The organism is Actinomadura sp. RB99 (assembly GCF_014706005.1).
Lineage (GTDB): Bacteria > Actinomycetota > Actinomycetes > Streptosporangiales > Streptosporangiaceae > Spirillospora.
Genome location: NZ_JABMCA010000020.1, coordinates 20,236 through 42,284 on the forward strand (window position 1 = coordinate 20,236; position 22,049 = coordinate 42,284).

Consider the following 22,049-nt stretch of genomic DNA (forward strand, 5'->3'; position numbering starts at 1 on the left):
GAGAGCGGTGTCACTTGTGGGAGAGGCGGCGGGCGACGAGGTCCCCCACGGCCTGGATGATCAGGACGAGCACGACGAGCAGCAGCACGGTCGCGACCATGACCTTCGTCTCGAAGCGCTCGTAGCCGTAGGTGACGGCGAGGTTGCCGAGCCCGCCGCCGCCGACCGTGCCGGCCATGGCGGTGTAGCCGATCAGCGCGATCACGGTGACGGTCAGCCCGGACACCAGGCCGGGCCGGGCCTCGCGCAGCAGCACCTTGCCGACGATGTCGCGGCGGGTCGCGCCCATGGCGTCCGCCGCGGCGATCACGCCCGGGTCGACCTCGCGCAGCGCGATCTCGACGAGCCGGGCGTAGAACGGGATGGCGCCGACGGTCAGCGGGACGATCGCGGCGGCGTTGCCGATGCTGGTGCCGACGACGATCCGGGTGAACGGGATGATCGCCACCATCAGGATCAGGAACGGCAGCGACCGGCCGATGTTCACGACCACGCCGAGGACCCTGTTGACCGGCGGGGCGGGCAGCAGCCCGCCGCGCTCGGTGACCACCAGCAGCACGCCGAACAGCAGCCCGAGCACCGCGGTGAACAGCGTCGCGACGCCGGTCATGTAGAGGGTCTCCCGGGTGGCCGGCCACAGCAGCGGCATGACCTCGTCCCAGCTCATCGGGCGTCCTCCTCGGCGGGCGCGGTGGCGGTCGGGGCGGCGGGCGCGCCGGTGTGCGGCGCCGGGGCGGCGGTGGTGCGGGTCCGCACCTCGACGGCGAGGCCGGACTCGCGCAGGAACGCGAGCTGCGCGGCGTTCGCCGACGGGTCGCCCGGCAGCTCGAGCTGGAGCCGCCCGACCCGCTCGCCGCCGACCGTCTCGACGGCGCCGCCGAGGATGTTGACGTCCAGCGCGTACTTGCGGGCCAGCGCCGACACGAACGGCTGGTCGGTCGCCCCGCCCACGAAGGTGACCTCGACGAGCGTCGTGCCGTCGCGGGGTTCGGCGGGCGGCAGCGGGAACAGCCCGCGCGCCAGCTCGGACCCGGGACGCGCCAGCAGCTCGGTCACCGGCCCGGACTCGGTGAACCGGCCGTCGCGCATGACCGCGGCCGAGTCGCAGATGCGCTTGACGACGTCCATCTCGTGCGTGATCAGCAGGACGGTGAGGCCGAGGCGGCGGTTCAGGTCGCGCAGCAGCTCCAGGATCGACGCGGTGGTCTCCGGGTCGAGCGCGGAGGTCGCCTCGTCGGACAGCAGCACCTTCGGGCGCCCGGCGAGCGCCCGCGCGATGCCGACGCGCTGCTTCTGCCCACCGGAGATCTGCGCCGGGTACGCCTTCGCGTGCCCGGTGAGGCCGACTAGGTCGAGCAGCTCGGCGACCCGCTCGGCGCGCTCGCGCCGCGGGACGCCCATGACCTCCAGCGGGAACGCGACGTTGCCGGCCACCGTGCGGCTGCCGAGCAGGCCGAAGTGCTGGTGGATCATGCCGATGCCCTGCCGGGCGCGGCGCAGCTCGGCGCCCCGCAGCGCGAGCAGGTCGCGCCCGCCGATCACGACGCGGCCCTCGTCCGGGCGGTCCAGCAGGTTGACGCAGCGCAGCAGGGTGCTCTTGCCGGCGCCGCTCGGACCCAGCACGCCGAAGACCTCGCCTTCGCGGACGGTCAGGTCGACGCCGTCGACGGCGGTCACCTCGCGCCCGCGGGCGCGGTGGACCTTCCTGAGTTTTTCGATCTGGATCACAGAGAATCATCCGTGCGGACGGGCGCCGCCCTGGTCGGGGCGGTGCGGGGGTGGACGGGGCAGCTCCGGTGCGTGTCCGATCAGGTGCCGCGGCGTCCGGTCGTGCGGGAGCCGGGCCCGGCGGGCCCGGGCGGCCGGCGCCGGCGGTTATCCACAGAACACGGTTCCACTTCCGCGTCCGGGACGGCCGCCCGACGATGTCCTCAGCGGGTCCGGCCGTGGCGACCGGGTCCGGCGGAGGCGGCCTCGCGCTCGATCGGGCGCGCGGCCGGTCAGGTCCGACCGGGGGGATACGGGGTGTGGCTCAGCAGGTGGCGTTGGAAGTTCATGTGCGGCTCGGGTCTCGGAGTTCGCTCGCTTCGGGGCGCGAGGCTCAGGCGGGGGCCCTCAGCGGTCACACATTCGCCGGCAGCACGTACGCCGCATGGCCCGCTGCGTCAGCGGGCCGCGCTCACGGCGGGGGCGTACGAGGCTCATGTCAGCAGTCAACCAACCAACGACAAATGACGCAAATCGCGCCGCGGCCGCGAACGCGCCGGTCAGCCGCCCGCGACCCGTTCCCGGACCGCCGGAGAGCCGGACGCGGCGGGCCGCCGCCGGGCACCCGGCCGACGCCCGCCGGGCGCCGGGAGCGGTGCGCTCACCCTGCACGGTCGCGGGGACCGGGTCAGTTGTCGTAGTAGTCGAGGTACGCCGAGCCCGATCCGCTCCGGACCGAGATCGACCGGTCCGACCGGTCGTCGGCGAGCGCCCGGTTGAGATGCGTATCACCCGAGCCGGTCCAGCCCTGGACCCGGTAATGCGAGCCCGCAGGCACGATGATCTTCACCGAGCCCGCGTCGGCCGAAACGTCCACGGTCCGCGGCGGCTCGGCGTAGCGCAGGTCGAGCTCCCCGGCGCCCACCACCGCCTCCGTGTCGGCCGAGGCCAGCCGGGTGCCGCGGATCGTCCCCGAGCCGACCCGCGCCCGCAGCGCGCCGTGCGAGCCGACCACGCTGATCTCCCCCGACCCGGTGCGCAGGTCCAGGTCGCCGTTCACGCCGCGCACGGTGATCTCCCCCGAGCCCGACGCCGCCGAGACGCGCACGCCGGCCGGAACCTGGACGTCGATGTCGGCGCCGCATTCCCAGCCACCGTAGAGGCTGGCCGCGCCGGGGCACCGCACGGCGATGGACAGCACGTCGCCATTGAGCGACTCCGCCACGACCGGCTTCCGCAGCACCCACTTCAGCCGCTTGAAGACGCGCGCCCGGCCGTCCGCGCCCGTCCCGATCGACACCTCGGCGCTGCCGGCCTCGACGCGGAGCTCCTTGATCGCGTGATGGTACGGCGTGACGTACTCCGCGGTCCGCCGCATCGCCCGTCCGCCCATCGCCAGGCAGACGGGGACGACCACGACGGCGGCGGTGGCGGCCGCGAGGAAGATCCACACGCCGCGGCGCCGCGGCCGGTCCCCTGCGGCGGCCGGCGAGCCGGTGCCCGGGCCCTCGTGGGGCGGGCCGGCGTCGGGCGCGGCGGCGCCGGTCCCGGTGGCGGTCATGTCTCCCCGTCCAGGAAGCGCAGCACGGCCAGCACGCGGCGGTGGTCGCCCTCGGCGTGCGGGAGGTCGAGCTTGGCGAAGATGTTGTTGATGTGCTTGGCGACGGCGCTCTCGCTCACCACGAGGGCGGCGGCGATCCCCGCGTTCGAACGCCCCTCGGCCATCAGCGCCAGGACCTCCTTCTCGCGCGGGGTCAGCCGGTCGAGGGGGTCGCGATGACGGCGCAGGAGCAGCTGCGAGACGACCTCCGGGTCCAGCGCGGTGCCGCCGGCGGCCACCCGGCGCAGCGCGTCCAGGAACACCGACACGTCCGCGACCCGGTCCTTCAGCAGGTACCCGACGCCGCTGGTGTTCGTCGACAGCAGGTCCGCCGCGTACCGCTCCTCGACGTACTGCGACAGCAGCAGGACGGCGACCTCCGGCGACTCCCGCCGCATCACCAGCGCGGCGCGCACGCCCTCGTCGGTGAAGCCCGGCGGCATCCGCACGTCGACGATCGCCGCGTCCGGGCGGTGCTCGCGCACGGCCGCCAGCAGGCCCTCCGCCTCGCCGACCGCCGCCGCCACCTCGAACCCCGAGGTCTCCAGCAGCTTGATCAGCCCGGCCCGCAGCAGGACCGAGTCCTCGGCGATCACAATGCGCACGGCAACTCCACGGTGACGGTCGTCGGCCCCCCGGCGGGGCTGGTGATCCGGAAGGTACCGTCCACCGACCTGACCCGGCGCCCGAGCCCGGTCAGGCCCGTCCCCCGGGCCGGGTCCGCGCCGCCCACGCCGTCGTCGGCGACGGTCACGCGCAGCCGCTCGCCCTCCCGGATCACCGCGACGTCCACCGCGGTCGCCTCCGCGTGCTTGACGACGTTGGTGAGCGCCTCCGAGACGACGAAGTACGCGACCGCCTCGACGGTCGACGAGGCGCGCGGCTCCACCTGGACGCGCAGCCGGACCTCCAGCGGCACCCGGGCCGCGACGCCGGACAGCGCGGCGTCCAGGCCCCGGTCCTCCAGCACCGCCGGATGCAGACCGCGGATCAGGTTGCGCAGCTCGGTCAGCGCCTCCTTGGCCTCCTCGTGCGCCTCGACGATCACCCGCATGGCGTCGTCGGGCACGCCGCTGAGGGTCTCGCGGGCCAGCCCGAGGTTCAGCGCGAGCGAGACGAGCCGCTGCTGCGCGCCATCGTGCAGGTCGCGCTCGATGCGGCGGCGTTCGAGGTCGGCGGCGTCCACGACGCTGGCGCGCTTCTCTGCCAGGTCCTCGACCCGCCGCTCCAGCTCGGCGGCCCGGTCGGGCCCGAGCAGCGCGACCGCCGCGCGCGCGTCCAGGCGCCTGACCCCGGCGGCGACCCACGGCGCCGCGACCAGCAGCAGCACGCCGACGACCGACAGGATCCCGACGCGGACGGCGTGCGCCTTGTCCACCGAGCTCAGCGGGCTCGTGCCGGGCAGCGCCCAGGTGTACGCGCCGGCGGACGCGAGAATCGCCCCGCCGGTCCACGCGGCGATCGTCGCCAGCCCCCCGAACGCCAGGATCGGCCCGACGAGCAGGTGGTACCGCAGCACCCGCCACACCTCCGGCCTGCGGAGCCCGCGCAGCACCTCCCATGCGCGGCCCTCGTCGAAGCCCGGCATGGGCGGGATGTGCAGCCCCAGCATCGCCCAGCAGCGTTCCCGCTGCCAGCGCGTCAGCGGCCGCAGCGCCAGCAGCGTCAGCGCGCACGACCCGGCCAGCACCAGGAGGACCGGTGTCAGGTCCACCGGCGCCCAGAACGGCCAGACCGAGCAGAGGACGGCCCAGCCGGCGAACTGCAGCGGCACCCCCGAGGCGACGAACGTGGTGTCGCGCCACGCCGCCGGCGACCACGGAGCGTGCGCGAGGGCACGCCGGGCCGGAGAGATGGATGCCATGGACGCAACCGTATTGCCCCAGTTGGGGCGCCGCCATGAAGCGAACATCCGGGACGAAGGTGAACCTGGTACCACCCCCGGTCGGATATGCGCGCTACTGATCGTGAGCCGGTTCGCGACCAGGCTTGATCGTGCACCCGGTCAGCGGTGCGAGATCACCAGGGAGTCCAGTCATGGTCGCGAACACCGTCCCCTTCCCCGCCCCCGGCCACCGCCCCCGGCCCCTCTCCCGTCCCCGCCCTCGGCGGCCCCTCTCCCGTGCCGCGCTGTCCCGTGCCGCGCTGACCCGTGGCGGGGCGCTCGGACAGCGGGAGCGCTGGATCGGCCTGGGCTTCGCCGCCGGCGGCGTCATGATGGTGCCCTGGATGTTCGTCCTGGCCCGCACGCTGCCGTCCACCACCCAGGTGTCGAACTGGTCGATGGCCTGGGTCGGGCTGGACGTGCTGATCGGCGCCGGGCTCCTCGGCACCGGTGTGCTGCTGGCGCGGCGCGACCCGCGGCACGGCCTGCCCGCCGCCGCCACCGGCGCCCTCCTGGCCATGGACGCGTGGTTCGACGTCCTGACCTCCGCCCCCGGCGCGGAGCGCGCCCTGGCCGTGGCGATGGCCGCCGGGCTGGAGCTGCCGCTCGCCTGCGCCTGCGCAGTCCTCGCCGTTCGCTCCCTGTCCCCCACCCCGGCACCCGCCCAGCCCACCGAATCCGACAACCACCAGATGCCCGTCCAGCCCCCAGCCTCCGGCCAAGACCGCCCGAAGCCCGTCCCGCCAAACGGAACCGACGGCAACCGCTCGGTGCCCGCCCCGCCCGCAGGAGCCAGCCAAGACCACCCGAAACCCGTCCCGCCGAACAGGACCGACGACAACCGCTCGGCGCTCACCTCGCCCGCAGGAGCCAACCGAGAACACCCGAAGCCTGTCCCGATAAGCGGAACCGACGACAACCGCTCGGTGGCTGCCCAGCCCGCAGCAGCCGACCAAGACCGCCCGAAACCCGTCCTGCCGAACGGGACCGACGACAAGCGCTCGGCGCCTGGCCAGCACGCCGCGACCGGCAACGCCCGCCCGACTTCCCTTCCGCCCGCGCGACCGGGCGGCGAGCATCCGGCGGCCTTTCGGTGGGAGGGCCTGAGCGGCGGCGTCCGTGGGGAAAGGGTGGCGGGTGAGGGCGGGGCGCCTTCGGGGCATCAGGGAAGGGGCGGTGTTCGAGAGTGCGCGGAGGGTGCGGGAGGGGCCATCGCGGACGGGGCGAAGGGCTCGGACCTCGGCGGATACGGGGGCGGAACAGGCGCCGAAGATGCGAACGACGGGGCGATGAAGGACAGATGGCAAAGCATCGACGGGAGTACGCCAGACGGGTGAAACCAGACGAGCCGGACCTCTAGAGTGAGTCGAACGTCGGGGCCCTCTCGCGGGAGGGCCCCTACCCCTGCCTGCACGATCAGAGGTCCCCGAACATGAACGACCACGAGGTGCATGAGGAGTGCCTGCGGCTCCTTCGGGACGGCATGCCCGATCCCGCCCCCGACACCTTCGACGAGGAACGGGACTTCCTTCCGCTCGGCCTCGACATGGACGGCGACGTCGCCGTTGTCACGTTCCTCCACCAGTGGAGCGGGGGCGGCGTCGACCCGTTCATCGAGGGCAGAACGTTCCACCGGCGGGACGGCGAGTGGATGGGCCTCGGCGGGGGCGGCGGCTCGGCGCCCTACGAGCCCCTGGTGCGCCGCTCGTCCGGTGAGATGGGCCGCTACCTGTACAAGTACGGCACGGGACGGACGGTCCGGAACGCCAACCGGCTGCTGCCGTGGGGCGCGAAGTGGGTGAACGAGGCGCGGCTGCGGGCCTCGGCCGAGGTGACGCGGGTCCGGGTGGGCAAGCGGTTCCTCCACGTCCCGCCGCACGGGCACATCGTCGTGGTGTGGGGCGCCCGGCGCGGTCCCGTCGTCGAGGCGCTCGCGGCGGACGGCTCGGTGCTGGACACGCTGGACCTCGACAGTCCCGCCGTCCCGGCGCGCTCGGACGCCTGATATTTGACTGATCGTTCTCAATAGCCGTACGGTCGACCCATGGCGCGGACCAAGGAGTTCGATCCGGACGCGGCGCTGCTGCGCGCGCTGGAGCTGTTCTGGGAGCGGGGGTACGAGGCGACCTCCATGGCCGACCTCGTCGAGCATCTCGGCATCGCCCGCGCGAGCGTCTACGCGACGTTCGGCGGCAAGCACGAGCTGTTCCTGCGGGCGCTCGAGCGCTATCTCGAGACGACCGATCCGAAGATCGCCGAGGCGCTGTCGCAGCCCGGCCCGGTCCTGCCGGCCGTGCGCGCGCTGATCGACCGCTACGCCGATGAGGCGGGCCGGGATCGCCCGCGCCTCGGCTGCCTGGTGGTGAACACGGCGGTCGAGCTGGCCCCCCGGGACGCCGAGGCGGCGCGCCTGGTGGAGTCCAGCTGGAACTTCCTCGAGGCGACCCTGACGTCGGCGCTGACCCGCGCCCGCGCGCAGGGGGAGCTGCCCGACGGCGCCGACCCGCGCGGCCTCGCCCGGCTGCTGCTGGTGATCTTCCAGGGCATGCGCGTCCTGGGCCGGGCCCCGGCGGAGGAGGCCCGGATCCGGGACGCCGCCCGCCAGGCCCAGGCCCTCCTCGCCTGATCCCTCGCGGGCGCCCCGGCGGCCTCCATGCCGGCGCCGCCCGGCCCGCTCGCCGCACTGTCGCCGGGCGCCCCGCATGCCCGACGCACTAACGCGGCCGACCCGCGCGACCGCGCCGCCCGTACGGGTCGACGCCCATGCCTCTGACCGTCCAAGCCTTGCCCTTATTCAAGACCGATCATTCTGAAATTGGGAGATGCCATGAGAGAACGCTTCGCCGAGCGGGTCGTCCTGGTCACCGGCGGCGCCGGCGCGATCGGCCGGGTCACCGCCCGCGCCTTCGCCGAGGAGGGGGCCACCGTGGTCCTGTCCGGACGCGACGAGAAGGCCCTCGTCCAGGCCGTCGAGGAGATCCAGGCCGGCGGCGGGCGCGCCGATCACGTGGTCGCCGACCTGACCGTCCCCGGTGACGCCGCCGCCATGGTCGCCGCGGTCACGGGCCGCCACGGCGGCCTGCACGTCGCGGTCAACAACGCCGGAACGCTCGGGCCCGTCGGTCCCGTCGCCGACCTCGACGAGGACGCCTGGCGCACGGTCCTCGACGTGAACCTGACGGGCGTGTTCCTGTCGATGAAGCACGAGATCGCCCACATGCGCGCGCACGGCGGCGGCACGATCGTGAACATCGCGTCCAACATCGGCGTGCACGGGCGCAGGCCGGGGATGGCCGCGTACGCCGCGTCGAAGGCGGGCGTCAGCATCCTGACCCGCTCCGCGGCCATCGACCACATCGCCGACGGGGTGCGCGTCAACGCGGTCAGCCCCGGCGCGAGCGACACCCCTATGTCGCTGCGTCCCGGCGAGACCAGGGCGGAGCGCGACGCGCGGCTGAAGTCGGCCATCCCGGCGGGACGGCCGAGCGACCCCTCGGAGGTGGCCGACGCCGTCCTCTGGCTGGCCTCCGACGAGTCGGCCTACCTGGTGGGCCACGACATGGTCGTCGACGGCGGCACCACCGCCTGACGAGGCATCCCCAAGGCCCCGGTGGGCAGACTCACCCTATGGCTCTGACGCCCGACTACGACGCAGACCCGGAGCGTTTCCGCCTCGCCGCGCGGGTCACCCGCCAATACCTGATCGGAGCGCGGAGCCTGCACGACCACATCGCCGCCAAGCTGCTGGCGGCCGGGGCCTCCCGCGTGCTGGACATCGGCTGCGGGGAGGGCGCGCTGCGCCGCGCCCTCCCCGACTCGCCGCGCTTCCGGTTCGTGGGCTTGGACGCGTCCGCGGCGCTCCTGCGCGCCCACCCCGCGCCGCGCCTTCGGGCCGACGCGCTGCGTCTGCCGTTCCGCGACGGCGCCTTCGACGCGGCCGTGGCGGTGAACATGCTGTACCACCTGGACGAACCGCGCATCGCCCTGCGGGAGGCGCGCCGGGTGCTGGCGCCCGGCGGGACCTTGCTGGTCTCGGCGATCTGCCGGACCGACAGCCCGGAGCTGGCGCCGGTCTGGCGTCCCGAGCCGTCCACCTTCGACGCCGAGGACGCGCCGGCGCGGGTCTGCGAGGTGTTCGACGAGGTGGAGGTGGAGCGCTGGGACGCCCCGCTGATCACGCTGCCCGACCGGGCCGCGATCCGCGACTACCTGATCGCGCGGCGCGTCCCCCGTCCCCAGGCCGCCGAGGCGGCGTCACGCCTCCCCACCCCGCTCCCGGTGACCAAGCGAGGCTCCCTCCTCCTCGCCCGCCGCTGACCCCCCAGAGACCACGGCGGCCCTCAACGCCTGATCGGCTCCCCAACAACCGACCCGCAGCCCAACCCCACGGCCCAACCCACGCCCCCAGCCCGGCAGCCCAGCCCCGACGCCCAGCCCCGACGCCGACTCCGACGCCAACTCCGACGCTGGTCCCGAGGCAGGTTTCCATGCCGCCCCTGAGGCCAGCCCTGAAGGCGCTCCCATAAGGCCGCCTTTTTTAGGCCGCCCCTCAAGGCCAGCCCTAACGAGTCGTCCGCAATGCCGATCATCAACGTCGGTCGCCGTCGGTGGCTGGGCGGAGGGTCAGAGCCAGCCGAGATCCCGGGCGGTGGTGACGGCGGCGTGGCGGTTGTGGACGCCGAGCTTGGTGACGGCGGCGGACAGGTAGTTGCGGACGGTGCCCTCGGACAGGCCGAGACCGCGCGCGATGCGGGAGACGGGGGCGCCGTCGGCGGCGGCGCGCAGGGTGTCGAGTTCGCGGGGGGTGAGGGGGCACTCCTCGGCGGCGAGGGCGTCGGCGGCGAGCTGCGGGTCGATGTAGCGGGCGCCGGCGGCGACCTGGCGGATGACCTCGGCGAGCCGGGCGCCGGGGGCGTCCTTGCCGAGGAAGCCGCGCACGCCGGCGGCCATCGCGCGGCGCAGGTTGCCGGGCCGGCCGTGCGCGGTGACGATCACCAGGCGGCAGCCGGGCAGGTCGCGGGAGAGGCGTTCGGCGGCGGCGAGTCCGTCGAGGCCCGGCATGTCGATGTCGAGGACGGCGACGTCGGGCCGGAGGGCGAGGGCGCGGTCGACGGCCTCGTCGCCGCGGCCGACGTCGGCGGCGACCTCGATACCGTCCTCGGTCTCCAGCAGCAGGACGAGGGCCTCCCTGATCAGCAGGTGGTCGTCGGCCAGCAGGACGCGGATCATGCCTCTCCCCTCGGTGCGGGGGCCGCCGGGACCGCGGCGGTCACCCGGAAGGTCCCGTCGCCGGACGGCCCGGCGCTGAAGCGGCCGCCGGCGGCGGCGATCCGCTCGGCGAGGCCGGTCAGGCCGCTGCCGGAGTCGCCCGCGGCGCGGCGCGGCGCGCCGTCGTTGACGATCTCCACGCGGACGCGGTCGCCGTCGGCGCGCACGGTGATCTCGCACCAGGTGGCGCTGGAGTGCCGGAGCACGTTGGTGGCGGCCTCCCGGGCGACCCAGCCGAGCGGTTCGTGCACGTGGGCGGGGAGTTCGGGGGACACCTCGGGCCGGTCGCAGCGGATGCCGGCGGCGCGCAGGACGGCGGACATCCCGTCCAGCTCGGTGCGCAGGGACGTGGCGCGGTAGCCGCGGACGACCTCGCGGACGTCGCGGACGGAGTCGCGCGCCATCGTCTGGATCTCGGTGAGCTCCTTGCGGACGCGGCCGGGGTCGCGGTCGAGGTAGCGTTCGGCGACCTCCGCGCGGAGCGCGACGGCCTGGAGGCTGTGGCCGAGGACGTCGTGCAGGTCGCGGGCGAAGCGGAGGCGCTCCTCCCCCACCGCGGACCGGGCCACCTCGGCGCGCGCCTCCCGCAGTTCCTGGACGACGTGGAACAGCCATACCTGTACGTATCCGGAGAAGGCGGCGAGCGGCACGCCGACCATCTCGTAGAGGACGCTCAAGGCGGGCAGGCCGAGGACGACGCCGTAGACGGGGGTGAGGACGGCCGCGGCGGCCGCCACCGGGATCGCCTGCCGGAGCGGCAGGACGACGGCGATCAGCCCGGCGGGGACGAGGAGGGCGTTGCCCCAGCCGTGGCCGACGCCGAGCAGCGGCAGCGTCCAGCAGATCGCGGCGATCGCGGCCAGCCCGAAGCGGTGCCCCGGGGCGGTGCGGCGCATCATGTTGAGCCACAGCATCCGGGCGTAGAGCGCGAACGCGATGGCGACGCCGGCGGCGGAGAACGCGACGCGTGCGGGGTCGTGGCGGTCGAAGACCTCGTACCAGAGCGCGGGCAGGAGGAACCCGGCGAGGGTGACCGCCGTCATCCCCACGATGATCGCGGCGATGACGGTGGGGCGCGGGATCCTCGGCTGCACGCGCCCAGAGTATGCGGGTGTCAGGGGATCGGGGCGCCGCCGAGGCCGGTGCGCGGGGACGATCCCGCCGAGCGCGCGCAGGAGCGGGGTCCGGCCGCCGTCGTCCACGCTTCCGGCGCCGGTCAGGCGGCGCGCGGGGCGTGCCGGGCGGCGCTGCCTGACCGGCTGGCGGTGCCGGACGGGGCGGGGCTGCCGAGGCGGGCGGAGGCGCGTCCGGTGACGAGGCGGCCGTCGTCGAGCACGCCGACCCGGTCGGCGCGGCACGCCTCGCCGGTGTCGCGGGTCGTGATCACGACGGTGCTGCCGTGCGCGGCCAGCAGGAGCAGGACGGACCAGACCTCGCGGGCGGCGGCCTCGTCGAGCCCGGCGGTGGGTTCGTCGAGGAAGAGCACGTCGGAGCGGCCGATGAGGGCGAGCGCGAGGTCGAGCAGGCGCCGGCGGCCCGGGTCGAGCCGTTCGAAGGGGACGTCGGCGTGGCCGGTGAGACGGGCGAGGCGCAGCGCCTCGTCGCGGGTGACCGGGTCGAGGGTCCAGCGCCGCCAGGTGTCGATGATCTCGGCGACGGTCAGCCCGGGGAACAGGCCGCCGTCGCGCCAGACGGTGCCGGACCGGGCGGCGTCGCGGTCGGTGTAGGGGTCGGCGCCGCGGACGCGGACCGTGCCGCCGGTCGGGCGCCGCAGGCCGGCGAGCATCTCCAGCAGGGTGGTCTTGCCCGATCCGTACCGGCCGAGCAGCGCGTACACCTCGCCCTTCGCCACGGTGAACGAGACGTCTCGCACGGCCTCGTTCAGCTGCAGGTCGCGTACCTCGATCACGGGTGCCTTCATGGGTCCCATGCTGCCGACGGACGATCTCCGCGTGCAGTCACGGACGTCAGGTGCGGGCCATGAAGTTCGCAGGGGCCGGACATGACATCTGTCATGGGTGGGCGATGGCCCAGCCTCGCGGGGGTATCAGGGCGCCTTCGCCGTGGAAGTCGGCGTCTCCGGCGATGCGGGTCCATCCGGCGGCGGGGAGGTCGGCCTTGGCGGGCTCGTCGGCGAGGTTGAGGACGACGCCCAGTCGCTCATCGCCCTGCCCCACTGTGTAGGAGAGCGCCGTATTGGTCAAGGTGGCGACCTTCGTGTGCGCGCGGACGAGCCATGGGTGGCGGCGCCTCACGCCGATGAGGTCCTGGTGGAGGCGATGATGGGGAGCACCGTAACCGGGCGTCTCGTCGGGGCGCACAGGGAAGGCGGGACGTATGGCGTCGTCGCCGCCTTCGCGTTCCTCCTTGACGCCGTGGAAGGCGAACTCGTCACCGGCGTAGATGGAGGGAACGCCGGCGGTGGTGAGGAGGACGACGAGCGCGTGCGCGAGGTGGCGTTCGTCGTCGAGGCGGCTGGCGATGCGCGTCACGTCGTGGTTGCCGACGAAGGTCTGCGGGACGAACGTGCCGAGCATCCCGTCGTGGCGGGTGAGGGCATGGGCCAGTTCGAAGAAGTTGCGGTCGTTCAGCGAGCTCCAGATGGCCTTCCATAGTTCGTACTGTGTGACGGAGTCCAGTCCGCTGCGTTCCACGAAGCCCGCATAGTCGCCGTGGATGACCTCCCCTACGAGCCATGCGTCGGGGAAGCGCGCGCGGACGCGGTCGGTCACCGTCCGCCAGAACTCCGCCGGGACGGCGTACGCGGCGTCCAGCCGCCATCCGTCGATGCCGCGCTCCAGCCAGTGACTCATGACCTCGACGGCGTAATCGGCGACCGCCGGTTCGTCATGGTTGAGGGCCACGAGCTTGTGGTGGCCCTCGAACGTGCGGAAGCCGCCGTCGCCTTCAGGGACGAACCATCCCGCGTACGGCGACGCGCCGCGCCGCGCCTCGACGTCGGCGAAGCGCGGGAAGCCCCGGCCGACATGGTTGAAGACCCCGTCGAGGAGGACCCGGACGCCCCGCTCCGACGCCGCTTCGACGAGCCGCCGCAGGTCGTCCTCGTCGCCGAGGCGCGGGTCGACGCGGAAGTGGTCGACGGTGTCGTAGCCGTGGGTCTCGGACGCGAACACCGGCCCGAGGGCGAGGCCGTTGCAGCCGAGCGCCACCAGGTGGTCGAGCCATCCCGCGATCCGCTCCAGCCGGTGCTCGGGCGGGGACCCGGACGGGAGGGCGGCGCGTTCGGCGCCGGTGAAGCCGAGCGGGTAGACGTGCCACCAGATGGCGTGATCAGGCCAGCGCATGCGCGTCTCCTTACCCGGGAATCATCGCTCCCAAAATAGTAAGAGTTAATGAACTATTCGGCCAGCCGCTCCATCAGGCGGGCGGCCAGCCGCAGCACCTCGCGCTCGGTCTCGCCCAGCTCGCCGAGCGCCCCGGCGAGCCACGCGTCGCGCTCGTCCAGATCGCGCCTGAGCGCCTCGATCCCGGCCGGGGTGATGGTCAGCACGGCCTGCCTGCGGTCCCGCTCGTCGCGCGCGCGCAGGATCAGCCCGGACTCCTCCAGCTCGGCGAAGACCCTGGTCAGCGACTGCGGGCGCTGCTTCTCGGCGGCCGCCACCTCGCCGGCCGAGCTGGGGCCGTTGCGGGCCAGGTGTCCGAGCACGACCAGCTTGTTGCTGCTCAGCGCGTCCGGGGAGCGGGAGGCGCGCATCCGGCGCGCCATCCGCATCACCCCGCTGCGGATCTCCACCACCGCTTCCCTCGGCACCTCGGGCCGATCACTCGCCTCGCTCGCCATAATGTTACGCTATTCCTTACTAATTCTTGAGAGGTGGGCCATGACGGTGGGCACGGTCCGGACATTCGCCGCCGCGAAGGCGCCGGTCGCCGTCGCGGCCGCCACGATGGCCGCAGTCCTCGCGGCCTACGGGTCGACGCTCCTGCTGGAGCACGCGGCCCACCTGCACATCGACTCCGTCATACAGGCCGTCGTCCTGTCGGTCACCCTTTCCAGGGCGCATAGAGGCGCGCCCATACCGGACCGTCTGATCGGGTTCGTCGTCATGCCCGCCGTAGCCGTCGCGTCGGTGGGCCTCGGCGACCTCATGCGCAACGACGCGTTCGCGGGCGACGCCGCCTTCGCCGCCCTCGTCGCGTCCGGAATCTGGATCCGCCGGTTCGGACCCCGCTTCACCAAGGCCGGCACGCTGATGATGCTCCCAGCCATCGCCTTGCTCGTCATCCCCCACGGCGGTCCCGGCGCGTCCTCGACCCACCTCATGTGGGCGCCCGTGATAGCGCTCATCGCCTGCTTCTGGGTGACCGCCGTACAGGTCGCTGTGGAACGCCCATGGCGCGCGGCCCGCACGAAGGCTCCCGCGACAGCGACCGCGCCCGCGCCCGCGCCCGCCGCAGGCAAAGGGGTGCGCGTCAGCACCCGCATGGCGGCGCAGACGGGGATCGGCCTCTGCGCGGCGTTCGCCGTCGGCCACCGGCTGTTCCCCGACCATTGGTCGTGGGTCGTCCTGACGGCGTTCATCGTGTGCAATGGCGCGCGCGGACGCGGCGACGCCCTCCACAAGGGCCTGCTGCGCGCGCTCGGCGCAGCCGGAGGGACGGTCCTGGCCGCGCTGGCGTCCGGGTTGTTCGCCCCCAGGGACCCCGACACGGTCGTCCTCATCTTCGTCGTGTTGGGCCTGGCGGCGTGGTTGCGTCAGCGGAGCTACGCCTACTGGGCCGGTGGCGTCACGGCCGCTCTGTCGCTGCTGTACGTGTACTACGGCCAATCCGCGGGCCCGCTCCTCCAGACGCGTCTCGAAGCCATCCTCGTCGGCGGCGTCATCGGTGTCGCGGCGGCCTGGGCCATCCTGCCGTTCCGCACCAGGGACGTCCTGCGCCGCCGTGCAGCCGAGTGCCTAGCCGCTCTCACCGACGTCCTGCGGGACGAACCGCACGCCCGCGCGCGCTTTGAGAGCTCCGTCACCGAGCTGGACACCGTCTACGGACCACTGCGGCTGCACCGGCTCGTGAGCCGCGCCCGGCCCCACCATGCCGATGTCGTGGACGCCCTACGCGAGATGGTGCCCCACGTCCGTGCCGCCGGGCCCGACGCCAGGGCGTTGCGCGCCAACGTGGGATCCGTACGGCGCGCGATCGCCCGGCGCCATGACGGCACGCCGTACAAGCGGCTCGCGCTGGACGACGCCACAGCCGCACACGCCATCGATGCGGGACTGGCCCGCATCCACGCGATCTATGCACCGCCCCCAACCGATCCCCCGGCAGCAGAGCCCTCCCCCACGACAGAGCCCTCAGCGGCAACAGAGCTCTCGCGCACGGCGGTCTCTAAGCGCGGACCAGAGTCTCCGGAGAAAGCTCGTCCGGCCGGGTGACACCGGACAACGCCATGGTCAGCTCCAGCTCGGCCTGGATGCAGCGCAGGACATGCTGGACCCCGGCCTGCCCGCCGAGCGCCAGCCCGTAGGCGTACGGGCGCGCGAGCAGCACCGCCTTGGCGCCCAGGGCGAGCGCCTTCGCGACGTCCGACCCGGTGCGGATGCCGCTGTCGAACAGCACGGTGGCCTGGTCGCGGACGGCGTCGACCACGCCGGGCAGGGCGTCCAGCGACGCGATGGCGCCGTCGACTTGCCGCCCGCCGTGGTTGGACACGATCACGCCGTCCATCCCCGCGTCCACCGCGCGGCGCGCGTCGTCGGGGTGCTGGACGCCCTTCAGCGCGATCGGCCCGTCCCAGTGGTCCCGCAGGAACGCCAGGTCGTCCCAGGTCAGCGACGGGTTTCCGAAGTTGGCGACCCAGTGCAGGAGCGCGGTGTCGCGGTTGGCGTCGGTGACGGGCCCGCCGACCGCCTTCTGGAAGACGGGGTCGCTGAAGTAGTTGGCGACCCCGATGCCGCGCAGGAACGGCAGGTACGCCTGGTCCAGGTCGCGGGGCCGCCACGCCAGCGTGAACGTGTCGAGCGTGACGACGAGCGCCCTGTAGCCCGCCGCCTTGGCCCGCTCCAGGAAGCTGACGGCGAGGTCCCGGTCCTTCGGCCAGTAGAGCTGGTACCAGCGGGGCGCGCCGTCGCCGTTGGCCTCCGCGACCTCCTCGATGGAGTGGGACGAGGCGGTGCTGAGCACCATGGTGAGCCCCTCGGCGCCCGCCGCGCGCGCGGTGGCGAGCTCCCCGTCCGGGTGGAAGATCGACTGCACGCCGATCGGCGCGAGCAGGACCGGCGAGGGCATCGCGGTGCCGAGGACCTCCACCGACAGGTCGCGGTGCGCCACGTCGCGCAGGAACCTCGGGACGATCCGCCACCGGTCGAACGCGTCCCGGTTGGCCCGCGCGGTCGCCTCGCTGCCCGCCGATCCCGCCACGTACCCGAACGCCTGCGCCGACAGGACCCCCTCGGCGAGCCCCTCCAGTTTGGTCAGGTCGGTCGGCAGCGGCGGCCGCACGTCACCGAGTCCCTGCAGGTAGATCGAGTTCTGAAAGTCGGCCAGCGCGCTCATCGGGTACCTCCGCGGGGGACGCGGCCGGGGTGCGGCCGCGGGGTGGGAACCGTCCGGGACCAATCTGCCACGGCCGCTGACCGGATCGCGCGGGGCGAGGGCGCCGGGATCCGATCCGCGGCCCATCCGGTGGGGCGGGCGAAAGATGTCGGCGGGACCGGCCACAATGTGGGGCATGGCACGACGCGGATCCCAAGCCCCTCCCCCGCCGCCGGACTTCGAGGAGAACATCGTCGACGTCGACGTCTCCGAGGAGATGCGCGGCAGCTACCTCGAGTACGCGTACTCGGTGATCTACCAGCGGGCGCTTCCCGACGCCCGCGACGGGCTGAAGCCCGTCCAGCGGCGGATCCTGTACTCGATGAACGAGATGGGGCTGCGCCCCGACCGCGGGCACGTCAAGTGCGCGCGCGTCGTCGGCGAGGTCATGGGCAAGCTGCACCCGCACGGCGACAGCGCGATCTACGACGCGATGGTGCGGATGGCCCAGCCCTGGGCGATGCGGATGCCGCTGGTCGACGGGCACGGCAACTTCGGTTCGCTCGGCGGCGACGACCTGCCCGCCGCCATGCGGTACACCGAGGCCCGCATGTCCCGCGAGGCGCTGATGATGGTCGCCTCCATCGACGAGGACACCGTCGACTTCCGGCCGAACTACGACGGCCAGGAGCAGGAACCGGAGGTGCTGCCCGCCGCCTTCCCGAACCTGCTGGTCAACGGCGCGTCCGGCATCGCGGTCGGGATGGCCACCAACATGGCCCCGCACAACCTCGGCGAGGTGGTCGCGGCGGCCCGGCACCTGATCGACCACCCCGACGCCACGCTCGACGACCTGATGCGCTTCGTCCCCGGCCCCGACCTGCCCACCGGCGGCATGATCGTCGGCCTGGACGGCATCCGCGACGCCTACGAGAAGGGCCGCGGGACGTTCCGCACCCGCGCCACCACGACCATCGAGAACGTCACGCCGCGCCGCAAGGGCATCGTGGTCAGCGAGCTGCCGTACGCGGTCGGCCCGGAGCGCGTCAAGGCCAAGATCAAGGAACTGGTCAACGCCAAGAAGATCCAGGGCATCGCCGACCTGAAGGACCTCACCGACCGCAACGTCGGCCTGCGCCTGGTCATCGAGATCAAGAACGGCTTCAACCCTGAGGCCGTCCTGCAGGACCTCTACCGGCTCACGCCGATGGAGGAGACCTTCGGCATCAACAACGTCGCGCTCGTCGACGGCCGGCCGCGCACGCTCGGCCTGCGCGAGCTGCTCCAGGTGTACGTCGACCACCGCATCGAGGTCGTGCGGCGCCGGTCGATGTTCCGCCGCAAGAAGCGCGAGGACCGCCTCCACCTCGTCGACGGCCTGCTGGTCGCGCTGCTCAACATCGACGAGGTCATCCAGGTCATCCGGCAGAGCGACGACGCCGGGCAGGCCAAGCAGCGGCTGATGCAGATCTTCGAGCTGTCGGAGATCCAGGCCCAGTACATCCTGGACACCCCGCTGCGCCGCCTCACCCGCTACGACCGGCTCGAGCTGGAGAAGGAGAAGGAGCAGCTGGCCAAGGAGATCGCGAAGCTGACCGCGATCCTGGAGTCGGAGCGGAAGCTGCGCGGCCTGGTGTCCAAGGAGCTCGGCGAGGTCGCCTCCGAGTACACCACCCCGCGCCGCACGATCCTGCTGGAGTCCTCCGGCCACACCGCCGCGGCCGCCGTGCCCCTGGAGGTCGCGGACGACCCGTGCACGGTGCTGCTGTCGTCCACCGGGCTGATGGCGCGCACACACGGCCCCGAGCCGCTGCCGGACAGCGGCCCGCGCGCGCCGCACGACGTGCTGATCTCGGTCGTCCCGGCGACGGCCCGCGGCCAGGTCGGCGCGGTGACCTCGCTCGGGCGGATGATCCGCGTCGACGTCCTCGACCTGCCGACGCTGCCGCCCTCGGCGACGCCGCCGTCCCTGGCGGGCGGCGCGCCGGTGACCGAGTACGTCGACCTGGAACCGGACGAGACGGTCGTGGGCGTGGCGGCGCTGTCGGAGGAGGGCGGCGGGCTCGCCCTCGGCACGGCGCAGGGCGTGGTCAAGCGGGTCGTCCCCGACTTCCCCGCCAACCGCGACGAGTTCGAGGTCATCGGGCTCAAGGAGGGCGACCAGGTCATCGGCGCCGTCCAGCTGCTGTCGGAGGACCAGCACCTCGTCTTCATCACCACCGACGCGCAGCTGCTGCACTTCGCCGCGTCCAACGTGCGGCCGCAGGGCCGCGCCGCCGGCGGCATGGCCGGCATCAAGCTGGCCGCCGGGGCCCAGGTGCTGTGGTTCGGCGCGCTCGACCCCGGCCGCGAGGCGCGGGTGATCACGGTCTCCGGGTCGTCGTCGGCGCTGCCCGGCACCCAGACGGGCGCGATCAAGCTGGCCGACTTCGCGGACTTCCCCGCCAAGGGCCGCGCGACCGGCGGCGTCCGAGCGCACCGGTTCCTGAAGGGCGAGGACGTGCTGCTCCAGGCGTGGGCGGCGCCGACGCCGCTGCGCGCCGCCGGCGCGAACGGCAAGCCCGCGACGCTGAACGCGACGCTCGGCCGCCGCGACGGGTCGGGCGAGAAGCTGAGCACCCGCATCGTGTCGATCAGCGGCCCGATCGGCCCCGTCCCGCCGGACACCGACACCGGCACCGAGGCCGACACCGACGCCGACGAGGCATGACGGTGAGCCGGGCCCGCGGTCGGCGGGCCCGGCTCACATCGGCTCGTGGCGGTCAGGCGGCGGGGGCGGCGGTGAGGGCTTCGGTCACCGTGGTGACGGTGGCGAAGCCGCAGTCGCGCATCACCTCCAGGCCGATCTCGTGGAGGCGCGGGGTGAGGGCCGCGCAGGCGTCGCCGAGCACCGTGACCCGGTAGTCGCGCATGTAGGCGGCCCGGACGGTGGACTCCACGCAGATGTTGGTGACGACGCCGCAGACGAGAAGGTGGTCGGCGCCGAGGCCGCGGAGGAGCGGGTCGAGGGACGTCCAGAGGAAGGCGTCGAAACGGGCCTTGTCCACCACCAGGTCGTCGGGGCCGCAGCCCAGCTCGTCAGCGACCTCCGCGTCCCAGCTGCCCGCGGCCAGGGCGGAGATCTCCGCCAGGGCCGGGTGGGCGCCGCCGAGGTTGGCGCCCTCGTCGGCGCGGCCTGGCCGGTAGACGTGGCGGGTGAAGACCACGGGCGTCCCCGCGGCACGGGCGGCGGCCACCGCCGCGGCGCACTGCCGTACGGCGCGGCCCGTGTCGGCGAGGGCCATGCCGAGGGTGGGGAGCGATCCGTCCGGGTGGACGAACCCGTTCTGCATGTCGACGACGATGAGGACGCTGGTCATCGGAGTGCCTCCGGGGTCTGTTCGAGGGAGGTGGAGACGGACGGGGCCGGCGCCGTGCCGGGCATGCCGAGCAGGACGGGGCCCTTCGGCGGACGCCACGCGCTGGGCTTGCAGGCGTCCCGGCAGGAGCCCTCGGTGGAGCAGCACAGCGAGCAGATGTGCCCTTCGTGGAACGGGCAGGTGGCCATGTCCGCGACGTCGTAGGACCCGCCGCACACCGCGCAGGGCAGTTCGGTCACGCCCTCGGGGAAGACGCTCGTCCGCGCGATGTACCAGCGGCCCCGGGTGGCCGCCGCGACGAGGGGCGGCAGCGCCAGTGCGAGAACGAAGGCGATGAAGGGCGACAGGTCGGCGGCCGTGGAGCCGAACGCGCCGTAGTAGGCGACGATCGAGACGGCCGCGGCGGCGACCATCGAGCCGAAGCCGACCGGGTTCACGTTGTACAGGTGGGCGCGGCGGAACTCCACCTCGGGCGGGCTGAGGCCCAGCCACCGCTTGTTGATGACCAGGTCGGACGCCATCGCGGCGATCCAGGCGATGCCGATGTTGGCGTACCAGGCCAGCACGGTGACGATGTGGGCGAAGATGTCGATCTCCATGAGGACCAGCGCGAGCGCGACCTGGAGGATCACCCACACCGCGCGGCCGGGGTGCCGGTGCAGCAGCCGGGAGAAGAAGTTCGACCACGACAGCGAGCCCGAGTAGGTGTTCATGATGTTGATCTTGATCTGCGAGAGCAGCACCAGGACGCCCGCGAGGACGAGCGCCACCGTGTGGTCGCCGACCGCGCGCTCGTACACGACCGTGAACAGGTCGACCGGGACCGCGACGTGGTCGGGCGTCGTCTCGGTGCCGGCGTAGCCGACGAGCAGCGTGGACGCGAAGAAGATGACGATGGCGAACAGGGACAGGCCGGGGCCGCCCATCAGCACCGCCAGCCGCCATCTGCGGCGCCCCGCCGCGCCCTTCGGGTCGGGCATCAGCCGCAGGTAGTCGCCCTGTTCACCGATCTGCACCGCGAACGACAGCTGCGCGGCGGCGATGGTGAACACCGCGGTCAGCGTGAGGCCGCCGACGGCCGCCGCCCCGTGCGCGGTGACCGGGTGGACCATGTGGTGGCCGGCGGAGGGCGAGGTCGCCGCGATGACCAGGGCGAACCCGATCAGCAGGATCCACAGCGGCCACGTCCACGCCTGGAACTTCGAGCTGAAGGTCATCCCGTAGAGCGTCAGCGGCACCATGACGGCCGAGACGATCACGTACGAGATGTGCACGTCGACGTGGAAGAGCGCGGTCACCGCCTGCGCCATGATCGCGCCCTCGTAGGCGAGAAAGATCAGCGTGTAGGTCGCGTAGACCAGCGAGGTGACCGTGGAGCCCAGGTAGCCGAACCCGGAGCCGCGGGTGAGCAGGTCAATGTCGATGTGCCTGCGGGTGATGGCGAACGCGATGACGACGGTCAGCGGCAGCGTGACCACGCTCGCGACGGCGAACCCGAGCAGCGAGCTGCCGAAGCCGAACTCGTTGACGAACGCGGCGTCCAGCGCGTATCCCGCCATGGCGGACAGGCCCACCAGGCAGCTCAGGAACACCATCCACGGCGACCAGGTGCGGAACGCGCTGGGCGTGTACCGCAGGGAGTAGTCCTCCATCTGCGGGTTCTCTGCCAGATCCAAACCCGGCTCCTTTCCTAGCGGGGCGGCGGGCACCGCAGAAGCTAGGAACGGGATGTTTC

General features: G+C 73.3%; 20 protein-coding genes. 7 read left to right on the forward strand and 13 right to left on the reverse strand.

The features are described 5' to 3' along the window. Positions 1 to 10: 10 nt before the first annotated feature. From amrb99_RS19770 to amrb99_RS19790, 5 genes are all read right to left on the reverse strand, one after another. On the reverse strand, positions 11 to 667 hold the full coding sequence (locus amrb99_RS19770; protein WP_190857943.1) for a methionine ABC transporter permease: 657 nt from the start codon (positions 665 to 667) through the stop codon (positions 11 to 13). Further along, positions 664 to 1,728: an ATP-binding cassette domain-containing protein gene (locus amrb99_RS19775; RefSeq protein ID WP_190857946.1), complete on the reverse strand. Its 1,065-nt coding sequence runs from the start codon at positions 1,726 to 1,728 to the stop codon at positions 664 to 666. Before amrb99_RS19775 ends, amrb99_RS19770 begins: the two co-directional genes overlap by 4 nt. A 667-nt stretch (positions 1,729 to 2,395) precedes the next feature. Then, a complete protein-coding gene (locus tag amrb99_RS19780) occupies positions 2,396 to 3,268 on the reverse strand; it encodes a DUF4097 family beta strand repeat-containing protein (RefSeq protein WP_190857948.1) in 873 nt (290 codons plus the stop codon). Continuing rightward, complete coding sequence (locus tag amrb99_RS19785; protein WP_190857950.1) at positions 3,265 to 3,912, reverse strand: response regulator; 648 nt, start codon at positions 3,910 to 3,912, stop codon at positions 3,265 to 3,267. The genes amrb99_RS19780 and amrb99_RS19785 overlap by 4 nt, the downstream gene beginning before the upstream one ends. Continuing rightward, entirely contained in the window at positions 3,900 to 5,171 is a 1,272-nt protein-coding gene (locus tag amrb99_RS19790; protein ID WP_190857953.1) for a sensor histidine kinase, read from the reverse strand. Before amrb99_RS19790 ends, amrb99_RS19785 begins: the two co-directional genes overlap by 13 nt. Positions 5,172 to 5,344: 173 nt before the next feature. On the opposite strand from amrb99_RS19790, the gene amrb99_RS19795 reads away from it, so the two are divergent. The 5 genes from amrb99_RS19795 (at position 5,345) to amrb99_RS19815 (ending at position 9,509) form a co-directional block, all read left to right on the forward strand. Then, a complete protein-coding gene (locus amrb99_RS19795) occupies positions 5,345 to 6,529 on the forward strand; it encodes a hypothetical protein (RefSeq protein WP_190857955.1) in 1,185 nt (394 codons plus the stop codon). A 95-nt stretch (positions 6,530 to 6,624) separates the two neighbouring features. Continuing rightward, positions 6,625 to 7,197, forward strand: coding sequence for a hypothetical protein (locus amrb99_RS19800; protein WP_190857957.1), 573 nt, complete (start codon positions 6,625 to 6,627; stop codon positions 7,195 to 7,197). Between the two features lie 39 nt (positions 7,198 to 7,236). Further along, positions 7,237 to 7,818 carry a TetR/AcrR family transcriptional regulator gene (locus amrb99_RS19805; RefSeq protein ID WP_190857959.1) on the forward strand — a complete coding sequence of 194 codons (582 nt, stop codon included), beginning with the start codon at positions 7,237 to 7,239 and terminating at the stop codon, positions 7,816 to 7,818. Positions 7,819 to 8,019: 201 nt separating this feature from the next. Further along, positions 8,020 to 8,781: an SDR family oxidoreductase gene (locus amrb99_RS19810; RefSeq protein ID WP_190857961.1), complete on the forward strand. Its 762-nt coding sequence runs from the start codon at positions 8,020 to 8,022 to the stop codon at positions 8,779 to 8,781. A 38-nt stretch (positions 8,782 to 8,819) separates the two neighbouring features. After that, positions 8,820 to 9,509, forward strand: a complete 690-nt coding sequence (locus tag amrb99_RS19815) for a class I SAM-dependent methyltransferase (RefSeq protein WP_190857963.1) — start codon at positions 8,820 to 8,822, stop codon at positions 9,507 to 9,509. 306 nt (positions 9,510 to 9,815) lie between these two features. Here amrb99_RS19815 and amrb99_RS19820 read toward each other — a convergent pair whose 3' ends face one another. The 5 genes from amrb99_RS19820 to amrb99_RS19840 form a co-directional block, all read right to left on the reverse strand. Then, positions 9,816 to 10,421, reverse strand: a complete 606-nt coding sequence (locus tag amrb99_RS19820; protein ID WP_190857965.1) for a response regulator transcription factor — start codon at positions 10,419 to 10,421, stop codon at positions 9,816 to 9,818. Further along, positions 10,418 to 11,554, reverse strand: a complete 1,137-nt coding sequence (locus amrb99_RS19825; protein ID WP_190857967.1) for a histidine kinase — start codon at positions 11,552 to 11,554, stop codon at positions 10,418 to 10,420. Before amrb99_RS19825 ends, amrb99_RS19820 begins: the two co-directional genes overlap by 4 nt. Before the next feature lie 122 nt (positions 11,555 to 11,676). After that, on the reverse strand, positions 11,677 to 12,381 hold the full coding sequence (locus amrb99_RS19830; protein WP_190857969.1) for an ABC transporter ATP-binding protein: 705 nt from the start codon (positions 12,379 to 12,381) through the stop codon (positions 11,677 to 11,679). 91 nt (positions 12,382 to 12,472) lie between these two features. Next, positions 12,473 to 13,765 carry an alpha-amylase family protein gene (locus tag amrb99_RS19835; RefSeq protein ID WP_190857971.1) on the reverse strand — a complete coding sequence of 431 codons (1,293 nt, stop codon included), beginning with the start codon at positions 13,763 to 13,765 and terminating at the stop codon, positions 12,473 to 12,475. Positions 13,766 to 13,818: 53 nt separating this feature from the next. Next, entirely contained in the window at positions 13,819 to 14,262 is a 444-nt protein-coding gene (locus amrb99_RS19840) for a MarR family transcriptional regulator (protein ID WP_206700017.1), read from the reverse strand. Between the two features lie 40 nt (positions 14,263 to 14,302). On the opposite strand from amrb99_RS19840, the gene amrb99_RS19845 reads away from it, so the two are divergent. After that, positions 14,303 to 15,856 carry an FUSC family protein gene (locus tag amrb99_RS19845; protein ID WP_190857973.1) on the forward strand — a complete coding sequence of 518 codons (1,554 nt, stop codon included), beginning with the start codon at positions 14,303 to 14,305 and terminating at the stop codon, positions 15,854 to 15,856. Here the strand turns inward: amrb99_RS19845 and amrb99_RS19850 are convergent. Next, positions 15,810 to 16,976 (reverse strand): lactate 2-monooxygenase, encoded by a 1,167-nt coding sequence (locus amrb99_RS19850; protein WP_190857974.1) that lies wholly within the window; start codon positions 16,974 to 16,976, stop codon positions 15,810 to 15,812. The genes amrb99_RS19845 and amrb99_RS19850 overlap by 47 nt on opposite strands. A gap of 175 nt (positions 16,977 to 17,151) precedes the next feature. On the opposite strand from amrb99_RS19850, the gene amrb99_RS19855 reads away from it, so the two are divergent. After that, positions 17,152 to 19,665, forward strand: coding sequence for a DNA topoisomerase IV subunit A (locus amrb99_RS19855; protein ID WP_190857976.1), 2,514 nt, complete (start codon positions 17,152 to 17,154; stop codon positions 19,663 to 19,665). A gap of 52 nt (positions 19,666 to 19,717) precedes the next feature. On the opposite strand, the gene amrb99_RS19860 is transcribed toward amrb99_RS19855, so the two are convergent. Both amrb99_RS19860 and amrb99_RS19865 read right to left on the reverse strand, forming a co-directional pair. Beyond that, positions 19,718 to 20,314, reverse strand: coding sequence for an isochorismatase family cysteine hydrolase (locus amrb99_RS19860; RefSeq protein WP_190857978.1), 597 nt, complete (start codon positions 20,312 to 20,314; stop codon positions 19,718 to 19,720). Next, complete coding sequence (locus tag amrb99_RS19865; RefSeq protein WP_190857980.1) at positions 20,311 to 21,990, reverse strand: histidine kinase; 1,680 nt, start codon at positions 21,988 to 21,990, stop codon at positions 20,311 to 20,313. The genes amrb99_RS19860 and amrb99_RS19865 overlap by 4 nt, the downstream gene beginning before the upstream one ends. Positions 21,991 to 22,049: the final 59 nt, after the last annotated feature.

What these genes read in the sequence shown, in the direction of transcription:
- amrb99_RS19770 (WP_190857943.1), bottom strand. Translation starts at nt 667, where the DNA reads ATGAGCTGGGACGAGGTCATGCCGCTGCTGTGGCCGGCCACCCGGGAG.
- amrb99_RS19780 (WP_190857948.1), bottom strand. Translation starts at nt 3,268, where the DNA reads ATGACCGCCACCGGGACCGGCGCCGCCGCGCCCGACGCCGGCCCGCCC.
- amrb99_RS19790 (WP_190857953.1), bottom strand. Translation starts at nt 5,171, where the DNA reads ATGGCATCCATCTCTCCGGCCCGGCGTGCCCTCGCGCACGCTCCGTGG.
- amrb99_RS19795 (WP_190857955.1), top strand. Translation starts at nt 5,345, where the DNA reads ATGGTCGCGAACACCGTCCCCTTCCCCGCCCCCGGCCACCGCCCCCGG.
- amrb99_RS19800 (WP_190857957.1), top strand. Translation starts at nt 6,625, where the DNA reads ATGAACGACCACGAGGTGCATGAGGAGTGCCTGCGGCTCCTTCGGGAC.
- amrb99_RS19805 (WP_190857959.1), top strand. Translation starts at nt 7,237, where the DNA reads ATGGCGCGGACCAAGGAGTTCGATCCGGACGCGGCGCTGCTGCGCGCG.
- amrb99_RS19810 (WP_190857961.1), top strand. Translation starts at nt 8,020, where the DNA reads ATGAGAGAACGCTTCGCCGAGCGGGTCGTCCTGGTCACCGGCGGCGCC.
- amrb99_RS19815 (WP_190857963.1), top strand. Translation starts at nt 8,820, where the DNA reads ATGGCTCTGACGCCCGACTACGACGCAGACCCGGAGCGTTTCCGCCTC.
- amrb99_RS19820 (WP_190857965.1), bottom strand. Translation starts at nt 10,421, where the DNA reads ATGATCCGCGTCCTGCTGGCCGACGACCACCTGCTGATCAGGGAGGCC.
- amrb99_RS19830 (WP_190857969.1), bottom strand. Translation starts at nt 12,381, where the DNA reads ATGAAGGCACCCGTGATCGAGGTACGCGACCTGCAGCTGAACGAGGCC.
- amrb99_RS19835 (WP_190857971.1), bottom strand. Translation starts at nt 13,765, where the DNA reads ATGCGCTGGCCTGATCACGCCATCTGGTGGCACGTCTACCCGCTCGGC.
- amrb99_RS19840 (WP_206700017.1), bottom strand. Translation starts at nt 14,262, where the DNA reads ATGGCGAGCGAGGCGAGTGATCGGCCCGAGGTGCCGAGGGAAGCGGTG.
- amrb99_RS19845 (WP_190857973.1), top strand. Translation starts at nt 14,303, where the DNA reads ATGACGGTGGGCACGGTCCGGACATTCGCCGCCGCGAAGGCGCCGGTC.
- amrb99_RS19850 (WP_190857974.1), bottom strand. Translation starts at nt 16,976, where the DNA reads ATGAGCGCGCTGGCCGACTTTCAGAACTCGATCTACCTGCAGGGACTC.
- amrb99_RS19855 (WP_190857976.1), top strand. Translation starts at nt 17,152, where the DNA reads ATGGCACGACGCGGATCCCAAGCCCCTCCCCCGCCGCCGGACTTCGAG.
- amrb99_RS19860 (WP_190857978.1), bottom strand. Translation starts at nt 20,314, where the DNA reads ATGACCAGCGTCCTCATCGTCGTCGACATGCAGAACGGGTTCGTCCAC.